At 66.4% G+C, this 11,781-nt stretch carries 9 protein-coding genes; 5 read left to right on the top strand and 4 right to left on the bottom strand.

Features of this window, described 5'->3' with window-relative positions:
- Positions 1 to 145 precede the first annotated feature (145 nt).
- Entirely contained in the window at positions 146 to 3,715 is a 3,570-nt protein-coding gene (locus tag GY812_01685; GenBank protein ID MCP4434197.1) for a multifunctional oxoglutarate decarboxylase/oxoglutarate dehydrogenase thiamine pyrophosphate-binding subunit/dihydrolipoyllysine-residue succinyltransferase subunit, read from the top strand.
- Positions 3,716 to 3,728: 13 nt separating this feature from the next.
- Here GY812_01685 and GY812_01680 read toward each other — a convergent pair whose 3' ends face one another.
- A complete protein-coding gene (locus GY812_01680) occupies positions 3,729 to 4,355 on the bottom strand; it encodes an HAD-IA family hydrolase (protein ID MCP4434196.1) in 627 nt (208 codons plus the stop codon).
- Positions 4,356 to 4,422: 67 nt separating this feature from the next.
- Here GY812_01680 and GY812_01675 point away from each other — a divergent pair, with 67 nt between their 5' ends.
- The 3 genes from GY812_01675 (at position 4,423) to GY812_01665 (ending at position 8,063) form a co-directional block, all read left to right on the top strand.
- Positions 4,423 to 5,748, top strand: a complete 1,326-nt coding sequence (locus tag GY812_01675) for a hypothetical protein (protein ID MCP4434195.1) — start codon at positions 4,423 to 4,425, stop codon at positions 5,746 to 5,748.
- 154 nt (positions 5,749 to 5,902) lie between these two features.
- Complete coding sequence (ettA, locus tag GY812_01670; GenBank protein ID MCP4434194.1) at positions 5,903 to 7,606, top strand: energy-dependent translational throttle protein EttA; 1,704 nt, start codon at positions 5,903 to 5,905, stop codon at positions 7,604 to 7,606.
- A gap of 145 nt (positions 7,607 to 7,751) precedes the next feature.
- A complete protein-coding gene (locus tag GY812_01665; protein MCP4434193.1) occupies positions 7,752 to 8,063 on the top strand; it encodes a hypothetical protein in 312 nt (103 codons plus the stop codon).
- Between the two features lie 10 nt (positions 8,064 to 8,073).
- On the opposite strand, the gene cysC is transcribed toward GY812_01665, so the two are convergent.
- Genes cysC through cysD form a run of 3 tightly spaced genes read right to left on the bottom strand, consistent with a single transcriptional unit; the run spans position 8,074 to position 10,855 of the window.
- Entirely contained in the window at positions 8,074 to 8,697 is a 624-nt protein-coding gene (gene cysC, locus GY812_01660; GenBank protein ID MCP4434192.1) for an adenylyl-sulfate kinase, read from the bottom strand.
- Positions 8,694 to 9,950: a sulfate adenylyltransferase subunit CysN gene (gene cysN, locus GY812_01655; protein MCP4434191.1), complete on the bottom strand. Its 1,257-nt coding sequence runs from the start codon at positions 9,948 to 9,950 to the stop codon at positions 8,694 to 8,696. The genes cysC and cysN overlap by 4 nt, the downstream gene beginning before the upstream one ends.
- Positions 9,950 to 10,855, bottom strand: coding sequence for a sulfate adenylyltransferase subunit CysD (gene cysD / locus GY812_01650; GenBank protein ID MCP4434190.1), 906 nt, complete (start codon positions 10,853 to 10,855; stop codon positions 9,950 to 9,952). Before cysD ends, cysN begins: the two co-directional genes overlap by 1 nt.
- Before the next feature lie 8 nt (positions 10,856 to 10,863).
- Here cysD and GY812_01645 point away from each other — a divergent pair, with 8 nt between their 5' ends.
- Positions 10,864 to 11,781, top strand: a complete 918-nt coding sequence (locus GY812_01645) for a 3'(2'),5'-bisphosphate nucleotidase CysQ (protein MCP4434189.1) — start codon at positions 10,864 to 10,866, stop codon at positions 11,779 to 11,781.

Below are 11,781 nucleotides of genomic sequence, written 5' to 3'. Positions count from 1 at the left end.
TCACCGGCCGGTGCCCCCCAGGTGTCCGCGCCGGTAGGATCGAGGCGTGACAGACACCGCCGGCACCAGTTCCCCCACGGCATCCGGGCAGTCCGGCCAGACGGCCGCCGGCCAGCTCGGCCCCAACGCCTGGCTCGTGGAGGAGATGTTCGAGCAGTACTCGGCCGACCCCAACTCGGTGAGCGAGGCCTGGCGCGAATTCTTCGCCGGCTACCACCCGCCGGGGCGGCCTCGCGCCGAAGTTCCCTCCACCAACGGTGGAGCGACCACGGCGCCGACCGCCCAGCCTGCACCCGAACCCGAGGCCGAGGAAGCGCCCCCCGAGCCGCCGGGCGAACAGATCCGCGGCGTCGGGGCGCGCATCGTCGCCAACATGCAGGCGAGCCTCGAGGTGCCCACTGCGACCAGCTACCGCGAGGTGCCCGCCAAGCTGCTCGAGATCAACCGGCGGGTCATCAACGGCTACCTGGGCCGCACACGCGGCGGCAAGGTGAGCTTCACCCACCTGATCGGCTACGCGTTGGTCAAGGCGATCGCCCACAACGTGCCGGCTCTCAACAACTCCTTCACCGAGGGCCCGGATGGTGAACCGCGGATCATTCGCAACGAACACGTCGGCCTCGGCCTTGCCATCGACATGGAGAAGTCAGATGGCTCCCGGTCGCTCATCGTGCCGTGCATCAAGGCAGCCGACACGATGGACTTCGCCGAGTTCGCCGCCGCCTACGACGAGATGATCCGCAAGGCCAAGACCAACAAGCTGTCGGTCGACGACTTCGCGGGCGTCACGATCACGCTCACCAATCCCGGCACGATTGGCACCGAGCGCTCGGTGCCACGCCTGATGCCGGGCCAAGGTGCGATCGTGGGCGTGGGCAGCCTCACCTTCCCGACTGGCTTCGCCGGCTCCGACCCCGAGACGCTCGCCGACCTGGGCGTGTCGAAGGTCATCACGATCTCCTCGACCTATGACCACCGCATCATCCAGGGTGCCGAGTCGGGAATGCTGCTCAAGAAGGTCGACGAACTCCTCCTCGGGGACGACGGCTTCTACGACGGCATCTTCAGCGACCTCGGCGTGCCCTACGAGGCAGTGCAGTGGCGCCAGGACGTCCACTCCGCAGACAGCGAGGACACCCAGGTCGCCAAGCAGATGCAGGTGTCCACGCTCATCAACATGTACCGGGTGCGCGGGCACCTCATCGCCGACCTCGATCCGCTTGCCGCCGAGCCCCCGGAGATGCACTCCGAGCTCGACCCGGCCACCTACGGACTGACCATCTGGGACCTCGACCGGCGGTTCCTCACCGGCGGCGAGCAGGGCATCTACGCCCGTGTTGGCGGCACGGACCGCATGGCCCTCGGCGACATCCTGCACGTGCTGCGAGACGCGTACTGCCGCACCGTGGGCATCGAGTACATGCACATACAGGACCCCGAGGAGAAACGGTGGATCCAGGAGCACGTCGAGGGAACATCGGTCAAGCTCGGAAACGAGGAGCAGCGCCACATCCTGTCGAAGCTCAACGGCACTGAGGCGCTCGAGAAGTTCCTCGGAACGAAGTACCTGGGCCAGAAGCGCTTCGGCCTCGAGGGCGCGGAGTCGCTCGTGCCGTTGCTCGACGCCCTGCTCGAGAGTGCCGCCGACTCGGGGCTCGACAGTGCAATCGTCGGCATGCCCCACCGCGGGCGACTCAACGTCCTGGTCAACGTGATCGGCAAGGCATACCGCGCACTGTTCAAGGAGTTCGAGGACTACGTCGACCCCGACTCGATCCAGGGTTCGGGTGACGTGAAGTACCACCTGGGCCAGGAAGGCACGTTCCGCTCACGCGAGGGCAACGAGTTGCCCATCAAGCTCGCCGCCAACCCATCGCACCTCGAAGCCGTGAACCCCGTCGTCGAGGGCATGGCCCGCGCCCGCATGGACCAGATCCCCATCGACGACAACCGTGCCTACCCGGTACTGCCATTGCTGATGCACGGCGACGCCGCCTTCGCGGGCCAGGGCGTGGTTGCGGAGACCCTCGCCATGAGCCAGATCAAGGGCTACCGCGTCGGCGGCACCGTCCATGTGATCGTCAACAACCAGCTCGGTTTCACCACTCCCCCTGAGTCGGCACGGTCCTCGGAGTACTGCACCGACATCGCCAAGTCGGTGCAGGCCCCGATCTTCCATGTCAACGGCAACGACCCCGAGGCGTGCGTACGGGTCGCACGGCTGGCCTTCGAGTACCGCCAGCGGTTCCACAAGGACGTCGTGATCGACATGGTCTGCTACCGCAAGCAGGGCCACAACGAGGGCGACGATCCGAGCTACACCCAGCCGAAGATGTACCGCACGATCGAGGACCTGCGCAGCGTGCGAAAGCTCTACGTGGAGAACCTCGTTCGGCGGGGCGACATCACCCTCGACGAGGCAGAGTCCGCGCTCGCCGACTTCCAGAACCAGCTGCAGACCGCACTGGACCAGACCCGCAGCGACGCTCCCGACCAGGGCATCGTGGCCGCACCGCACCCGCCCAGCCGCGGCGTGCTTCCCCACGTCGAAACCGGCGTGAGCCCGGAACTGCTCACCACCGTGCACGAGGCGCTCGACCGTCTGCCGGACGAGTTCACGCTGCACCCGAAGCTGGCCAGGCAGTTCGAGAACCGCACGGCCATGGTCGAAAGCGGCCAGATCGATTGGGCGCTGGCCGAGGGCCTGGCGATGGGCACGCTTCTCTCCGAAGGCACGTCCGTGCGCGTGGCCGGCCAGGATTCGCGGCGGGGCACGTTCTCACACCGCCACTCGACGTTGTTCGACTACGTCAGCGGCGCCGAGCACGTACCCCTCGGTCGGCTCGCCGATGAGCACGGGGCCAAGCTCTGGATCTACGACTCGCTGCTGTCCGAGTACGCGGCACTCGGCTTCGAGTACGGCTACACACTGGTCAACGACGAGGCGCTGGTGGTGTGGGAGGCACAGTTCGGCGACTTCGCCAACGGCGCACAGATCACGATCGACCAGTTCGTCGTGGCCGCCGAGGACAAGTGGGACCAGACATCCGGGCTCGTGATGCTGCTCCCCCACGGCTACGAAGGACAGGGGCCCGAGCACTCCTCGGCGCGCCTCGAGCGCTTTCTCACGCTGTGCGCCGAAGACAACATCCAGGTCTGCCAGCCGACCACCCCGGCGCAGTTCTTCCATCTGATTCGCCGCCAGGTGCGCCGCTCCGTACGCAAGCCACTGATCGTTGCCACGCCCAAGTCGGGCCTGCGCGACAAGCGCTGGCGCTCCCCGGTTGAGCGATTCACGAGCGGATCGTTCGAAGAGGTCCTCTCCGACGGCTCGATCTCGAACCCCGAGATGGTCACCCGTGCGGTGCTCGGCTCGGGCAAGGTCGTGGTGGAAGCGGCCACGATGCGCGATGAGCTCAAGGTGCCGGTTCCGGTCATCCGTGTCGAGCAGCTCTACCCGTGGCCGAGCGATGCGCTCGCGGCCGAGGTGGGTCGCTACCCCAACCTGCGCGAGATCGTGTGGCTCCAGGAGGAGCCGGAGAACATGGGCCCGTGGAACTCGATCAAGGGCCACCTCTACGAGGAACTCGCCCATGGCCGCTCCATACACCGCGTGAGCCGCTCGGAGGAGGGCTCACCGGCGACGGGCAGCCACGCCATCCACGTGCAGGAGCAGCAGCAGCTTCTGCGCGCAGCCTTCGGCCCACTGGGCTGAGCCGGCGCGCTGGTCAGCGCAGGGGGATGCCGACCACGGATTCGAGCTCGTCGAGGGCCAGGGCTGGGTCGACGACCTTGATGGTGGTCATGCCCATCTCGCGTGCAGGCTTCAGGTTGATGCCGAGGTCATCGAGAAAGACGGCTTCCTCGGCGGCAATGTCGAGCTCTTCGAGGGCCAGTTCGTAGAAGCGCCGCTCGGGCTTGCGGCAGCCGACCCTCGATGACTCCACCACGGCGTCGAACAGGTCGACGAGCGGAGCGAAGCTGCCACCCGCCGACCAGTCGGGCGAACCGGTGATGAAGTTGTTGGTGAGCAGCCCGATGGCGAATCTGTCACGCAGCCTGCGGATCGCCTCGACCATCTCGGGCCGTAGCTCCCCCCTGAGGCATTCGAGCACCTCCGCTCCCGACACCACGTGGCCGAGCTCGGCGGCCTCACGTTCGAACTCCGTGACGAACTCATCGAGGTCGACCTCGGAGCGTTCGAGCCGCGCCCACGCGTTGGCATCGGGGTTGGTTGCGTTGATCGATCGGATCGTGTCGTCGGGCAATCCGGCTCGCTTCTCATAGGACGCGAACGCGTCGAAGGGGCTCGTGAGGATCACTCCACCGAAGTCGAACAGCACCGCGCGGATCATCCGCGCATCCTAGGTGGCACCAATGTCCGCGAAAGTGTGCGCGTTTGCTGCTTCACTTGATCACGTCATGGCCGAATCGCATCTGGTGATCGACGGGTCAAATATCGCGACCGAGGGCCGCAGCGATCCGTCGCTCGCGCAGTTGGACGACGCGGTGAAGGCCTTCCTCGGAGAACACCCCTTCGACAACGTCGTAGTCGTGGTCGACGCGACGTTCCCCAACAGGATCGACCAGTCCGAGCGACCCGAGTTCGAAGCGGCGATCGAGGCCGGTGAGATCATCACACCGCCCGCGGGAACAGTCGGGCGGGGCGATGCCTTCGTGCTGATGATCGCGGAGCGCAGCGGCGCCACGGTGTTGTCCAATGACTCCTTCCAGGAGTTCCATGGCGAGCATCCGTGGTTGTTCGAAGGCGGGCGCCTGCAGGGCGGAAAGCCGGTGCCCGGTGTGGGCTGGGTCTTCGTGGACCGCAACCCGGTCAAGGGTGCCAAGAGCCGTCGGTCCACCGCCGAAGCCAAGCGCAAGGCCAAGGCCCCGGCGAAGAAGGCGGGCTCGGCCAAGACTGCGAAGAAGAAGGCCCCGAAGTCGGCCGGGAAGTCGGCCACCAAGCCCAAGGCCAAGACACCCGCGAAGAAGGCCAATGCCCCGGCCAGGCGTTCGGCCGGCGAGCCGAAGAACCAACGCAAGCGCAGGCGGCGCGGCGGCGGCTCCCTCGATCCGATCAACGATCCGAAGGAATTCCTCGCGTTCATCACCGACCACCAACCAGGCGCGCAGGTCGTCGCCGAGGTGGTCGAGTTCACATCGCACGGCGCGTACGCCAACGTCGATGACGTTCGTTGCTACGTGCCACTCAAGTCGATGGGTGACCCTCCCCCGCGAAGCGCGCGCGACGTGCTCGCGCTCGGAGAGGTTCGCCCCTTCATCGTGCAGGAGTACGACCCGCCTCGCCGAGGCATCGTTCTTGCACTATCGGGAGCCAGTGACGCTGATTCCCGATACCGTGATGGTCCTCCGTCCACTGGGGATGACGGTGACCAGGAACCGGGAACCAAAACAACCATGAAGCCCGCCGAGGAGGCATCAGTGGCAGCAAAGAAGAAAGCACCCGCCAAGCGCAAGGCGCCCGCAAAGAAGAAGGCACCTGCGCGCAAGAAGAAGGCGCCCGCAACGAAGAAGGCGCCCGCGAAGAAGCAGGCGCCCGCGCGCAAGAAGAAGGCGCCAGCAAAGAAGAAGGCACCCGCGCGCAAGAAGAAGGCGCCCGCAAAGAAGAAGAAGGCACCCGCGCGCAAGAAGAAGGCGCCCGCCAAGAAGAAGGCACCCGCGCGCAAGAAGAAGGCGCCCGCCAAGAAGAAGGCGCCCGCCAAGAAGAAGGCAGCGAAGCGCCGCTGAGCAGCCAACTGGTCACACAGGAGGTCGGTCGCACCCTCGGGGCGACCGACCTCCTGCGCGTCCGGGCCCGCTGCCAGGCGACCCCGTGGCCGCGTGGGTGCTGTGGCGGACCCTGTGTTCCCCGGTGGGCGAAGGCCTCATATGATCGGGCGCCATGGCAGCGCAGTTCATCTTCACGATGCGCAAGGTTTCGAAGTTCATCCCTCCCGACCGGGAGGTCCTGAAGGACATCACCCTTGCGTTCTACCCGGGAGCAAAGATCGGGGTGATCGGCCCCAACGGCTCGGGCAAGTCGAGTCTGCTGAGGGTCATGGCCGGAATCGACGATGCCTATGACGGCGAGGCGAAGCTGACAGACGGGTTCACCGTGGGCCTGCTCGAGCAGGAGCCGCAGCTGGACGAGTCCAAGGACGTGCTCGGCAACGTGATGGACGGCGTTGCAGGCGTAGCCGGGCTCCTCACGGAGTACGACGACCTCATGGCCAAGTGGTCGGACCCCGACGCCGACTACGAGAAGCTGGGTGCCCGCCAGGCCGAACTCGAAGCGGAGATCGAGTCGGCCGGCGGCTGGGACCTCAAGCGCACCATCGACATCGCGATGGACGCGTTGCGCCTCCCACCCGCCGACGCTGACACGACGTCGCTGTCGGGTGGCGAGCGGCGCCGAGTCGCGCTGTGCCGACTGTTGTTGTCCAAGCCCGACCTGCTGTTGCTGGATGAGCCCACCAACCACCTCGACGCCGAGTCGGTGGCGTGGCTGGAGCGGTTCCTGTCCGAGTACCACGGCACCGTTGTCGCGATCACACATGATCGCTACTTCCTCGACAACGTGGCGCAGTGGATCCTGGAGCTCGACCACGGCAAGGGAATCCCCTTTGAGGGGAACTACTCCGGCTGGTTGGAGCAGAAGCGCGACCGGCTCGAGCAGGCCGAGAAGCAAAGCGATGCCCGCCGCCGGACCCTCGAGCGCGAACTCGACTGGGTCCGGATGGCGCCCAAGGCCCGCCACGCCAAGTCCAAGGCTCGTCTTGCCGCCTACGAATCGCTGCAGGCCGAGGCCGAGGCCGGCCGCGACGAAGGCCGCGAGCTGCAGATCTCGATTCCGCCGGGACCACGGCTGGGCGACCAGGTGATCGAGGCCGACCACCTGAGCAAGGGCTTCGGTGACCGCCTGCTCATAGACGAGCTCACCTTCAGCCTTCCCCGTGCGGGCATCGTCGGCGTGATCGGGCCCAACGGCGCCGGCAAGACGACCCTGTTCCGCATGATCGTGGCCGCCTTCTCCGGCGATTCCGACGACTCCACCGACACCGACGGAGGCAATCTCGCCGTGGGCAGCACGGTGGACCTGGCCCACGTGGACCAATCGAGGGACTCGCTCGATGACGCCCGCACCGTGTACGAGGAGATCACCGACGGCGACGAGGTCCTCGACATCGGTGGCCGCGAGGTCAACGGTCGCGCCTACTGCGCCAGCTTCAACTTCAAGGGCAGCGACCAGCAGAAGAAGGTGGGTGACCTGTCGGGTGGCGAGCGCAATCGCGTGCACCTCGCAAAGCTGCTGCGCTCTGGTGGCAACGTGCTGCTGCTCGACGAGCCGACCAACGACCTCGATGTCGACACATTGCGAGCCCTCGAAGGCGCACTCGAGTCGTTTCCCGGGTGTGCCGTGGTGATATCGCATGACCGCTGGTTCCTCGACCGGATCGCCACCCACATGCTCGCTTTCGAGGGCGATTCACAGGTTCGCTGGTTCGAGGGCAACTTCAGCGAGTACGAGGAGTTCCGCCGGCGTGAGCTCGGCGCCGAGGCGGAACAGCCACACCGCATCAAGTACAAGCCGCTCACCCGCGGCTAGGAACCGCGTAGCGGCCCCGGGAGTATTCCCGCCTGACTCGGCGGCCATGAGCGCGTGCTCAGACTGGGATGTTGCCCTATGTACCCGGGCGCGGCCGTCGGGGGAGAATTCTCAGGCACGCCCCCTAGATGCCGATGGTGAAACTATGGCAACCAGCACCAAGAAGAAGACCCCTGCCAAGACGAAGAAGTTCAAGAGCCGCGCGGTGCTGCGAGATGTGGAACCCGGCAGCACGGTTGAGTGCGCCCACTGTGGTGAGCGCGTGAAGTTCCAGGCCAAGATGCGCCACAAGCAGGTCATCTGCAATGTGTACGTGGGTGGCCGCTGGGACCGTGTCGAGCACTTCCATTCGGAGTGCTACGACCTCGCGGACAAGCCGTTCGGCGAGGTCGACACCACACCTCCCGTGAAGCTCCGCCAGCAGGCCGCAGCCACTGCCGCCGCCAAGGCTTCCTGACCCGACCGACTCAGTCGCCTTCGAGGGCGGTGAGCACCAGTTCAGCTTGTTCGCCCGGCGCACCGTCGTCGGGGGTGAGCACCAGCTCCGCTGATTCAGGCGGTTCGTAGGGATCGTCGATGCCCGTCATTCCTGTGATCTCCCCCGAGCGGGCCCGGGCATAGAGGCCCTTCGGGTCGCGCTGCTCGCACAACTCGAGCGGAGTGTCGACGAACACCTCCACGAAGCGCACCCCGACTCTCGTCGCGGTGGCGCGTGCGGCCGCGCGTGCTGACCTGTAGGGCGAGATGAGCGGCACGACCGCCACGAGCCCCGCATCCGCAAAGAGTGCTGCGACCTCCGCCACGCGCCGGATGTTCTCGTTGCGGTCATCCTCACTGAATCCGAGGTCGCCGTTGAGACCGTGTCGGACGTTGTCGCCATCGAGCAGGTAGGCAGCGCGCCCACGGGCGATCAGACGTGCCTCGACCTCGACAGCCACGGTCGACTTGCCCGAACCCGAGAGCCCGGTGAGCCAGAGCACCGCACCCGGCCCACCGGTCAGTGCGGCTCGGTCCGCTGAGTCAACACTGCCTGCGTGCCACACCACGTCCGGGGAAGTCCCCGCGGCGTCACCCCTGGCGGACTGGGTCACTGCGGCTCGCCGAGGATCATCCCGGCACCGACGGTTGCGTTGGTGGCTTCGTCGATGAGGATGAACGACCCGGTCTCGCGGTTGCGTCGGTACTCGTCGAAGAACAACGGCTGTGTGGTGCGCAGGGTGACCCTGCCGATCTCGTTGAGCTCCAGCCCCGGGGCGCTGTCGTCACGGTGCAGGGTGTTGACATCGAGCCGGTACTGCATGTCCTTCACCATTGCGCGCACGGAGCGGCTGGTGTGCTTCAGCCCGAGCTTGGCGCCCGGATTGAGCTTGGTGGAGTCCGACAGCCAGCAGACCATCGCCGCGATGTCCTGGGACGCGACGGGCTGGTTGTGCGGCCGGCAGATCATGTCGCCGCGGCTGATGTCGATGTCGTCTTCGAGCAGCACTGACACCGACATGGGAGAGAACGCCTCCTCGAGCGGGCCGTCCATGGTGTCGATACGCGCGATCTTCGATGTGAACCCCGACGGGAGCACCACTACGTCGTCGCCGGGCTTCAGAACGCCACCGGCGATGGTGCCCGCATAGCCGCGGTAGTCGTGGAACTCGTCGGTGTGGGGCCGCAACACGTACTGCACCGGCAGTCGGGCATCGATGAGGTTGCGGTCGGACGCGATGTGCACCGACTCGAGATGGTGCAGCAGAGAGGTGCCCTCGTACCAGGGAGTGTTCACCGAGCGGTTCACCACGTTGTCGCCGCGCAGGGCCGAGAGTGGGATGTAGGTGAGGTCCGCGATGTCGAGCTTCGAGGCAAAGTGGCGGAACTCCTCGCAGATCTCGCTGAAGCGCTCCTCGCTGTAGTCGACGAGGTCCATCTTGTTGACCGCCAGCACCAGGTGCGGGATGCGCAACAGCGAGGCGATGAAGGCGTGCCTGCGGGACTGCTCGATCACACCCTTGCGGGCATCCACCAGCACGATCGCGAGGTCGGCGGTGGACGCACCGGTGACCATGTTGCGGGTGTACTGAATGTGGCCCGGGGTGTCGGCGATGATGAACTTGCGTTTCGGCGTGGCGAAGTAACGGTAGGCAACGTCGATGGTGATGCCTTGCTCGCGCTCCGCGCGCAGGCCGTCGGTGAGCAGGGCCAGGTTGGTCTCTCCGAGCCCCATGCGCTCGCTGACATCCTCGACCGCGTCGAGTTGGTCCTCGAATATCGACTTCGAGTCGTAGAGCAACCGACCGATGAGCGTCGACTTGCCGTCGTCGACCGATCCCGCAGTCGCGAATCGCAACAGCTCCATCAGAAGTACCCCTCGCGCTTGCGGTCTTCCATGGCCGCCTCAGAGGCCCGGTCGTCCGCCCTCGTGGCACCGCGCTCGGTGATGCGGGTGGCGGAGACCTCCTCGATCACGGCGGCCACGTCGGCAGCCGGGGACTCGACGGCTCCCGTGCAGCTCGCGTCGCCCACTGTGCGGAACCGCACCGTGCGACTCTCGACGGACTCGTTGTCGGCGACCGTGACGTACTGCGTGACCGCCAACCACATGCCGTCGCGCTGGAACACGTCACGCTCGTGGGCGAAGTAGATCGACGGGACCTCGATGTTCTCGTTCTCGATGTACTGCCAGATGTCGAGTTCGGTCCAGTTGCTCAGCGGGAACACCCGGATGTGCTCGCCGCGGTTGTGGCGGCCGTTGTAGAGGCTCCATAACTCGGGGCGCTGGTTCTTGGGGTCCCACTGCCCGAACTCGTCGCGGAAGGAGTAGAAGCGCTCCTTGGCTCTTGCTCGCTCCTCGTCGCGTCGCGCCCCTCCGAATGCAGCATCGAAACCGTTCTCTTCGATCGCGTCCAGCAGCGTCGTGGTCTGGAGCTGGTTGCGGCTGGCCCTGGGCCCGGTCTCCTCGACCACGCGGCCCCTGTCGATGGACTCCTGCACGGAGGCCACCACGAGGCGGGCGCCGGTCTCCTCGACGCGCCGGTCGCGGTATTCGTAGACCTCGTCGAAATTGTGGCCGGTGTCGATGTGCATCAGGGGAAAGGGCATCCTGGCCGGCCAGAAGGCCTTCATCGCCAGGTGCATCATCACGATCGAGTCCTTGCCGCCGCTGAACAGCATGACGGGACGCTCGAACTCGGCCGCCACCTCCCGGATGACGTGCATCGATTCAGCCTCGAGGGTCTCGAGGTGTGATAGCTCGTAGTTCATCGGTGCCCATGCTCCATCGGAGCCCCTCTTGGTGGGAAGTCCGCTCGACTCCGCTTGCCGCCCGAACAGGCGAATTGGACAGGGTAGCTAGCCAATTCCTGATCGAGCCAGTCGGGATTTGCTGCGTCTCGGTCGCGGTCGGTTCAGCGTATGGTCAACAGGTGCACTACCCCACCGACGACAACGAGCTCGCGGCCACCCTCGCCACCCGGGCCGGCGAGCTGTTGGTGAACGTACGCGAGGAACTGGTGGCCCAGGGGGCAGACGGCGGGACCATCAAGGACGAGGGTGACCGCCGCAGCCATGTGTGGCTCACCGAGCAGCTCGCAGCGGCGCGACCCGACGACGCAGTGCTCTCCGAAGAGTCCACCGAGGACGAGGAGCGCAGTTCCGGGCGACTCGGCGCGAAGCGCGTGTGGATCATCGACCCGGTGGACGGAACCCGCGAGTACGGCGAGGGCCGCTCGGACTGGGCCGTGCACGTGGCACTCGCGATCGACGGGGATCCGACCATCGGAGCGGTGGCCCTCCCGGGGCTCGGCCTCACCCTCGGCACCGGGGACCCGGTCAGCGTGCCCGACGCGCCGGATCCGCTCCGGGTCGTGGTCAGCCGCACGCGCCCTCCCGCCGAAGCACTGGCCATCGCAGAAGCCCTCGGCGCCGAACTGGTCGAGATGGGATCCGCCGGTGCCAAGACAATGTCGGTGCTGCGCGGGGAATCCGACATCTACCCGCATTCCGGCGGACAGTACGAGTGGGACTCGGCAGCGCCGGTGGCGGTTGCACGCGCAGCCGGCCTGCACTGCTCGCGCCTCGACGGCAGCCCGCTTCGCTACAACCAGGCCGACACGCGACTGCCCGACCTGCTCGTGTGCCGACCCGAGCATGCCCAGGCCGTGATCGACGCAGCTGCGGAACCAGGATGA

Source organism: Actinomycetes bacterium (genome assembly GCA_024222295.1).
Classification (GTDB): Bacteria; Actinomycetota; Acidimicrobiia; order Acidimicrobiales; family Microtrichaceae; genus JAAEPF01.
Note: the sequence above shows the minus strand (reverse complement) of the source record. Positions and strands in the feature narration are given on the sequence as shown.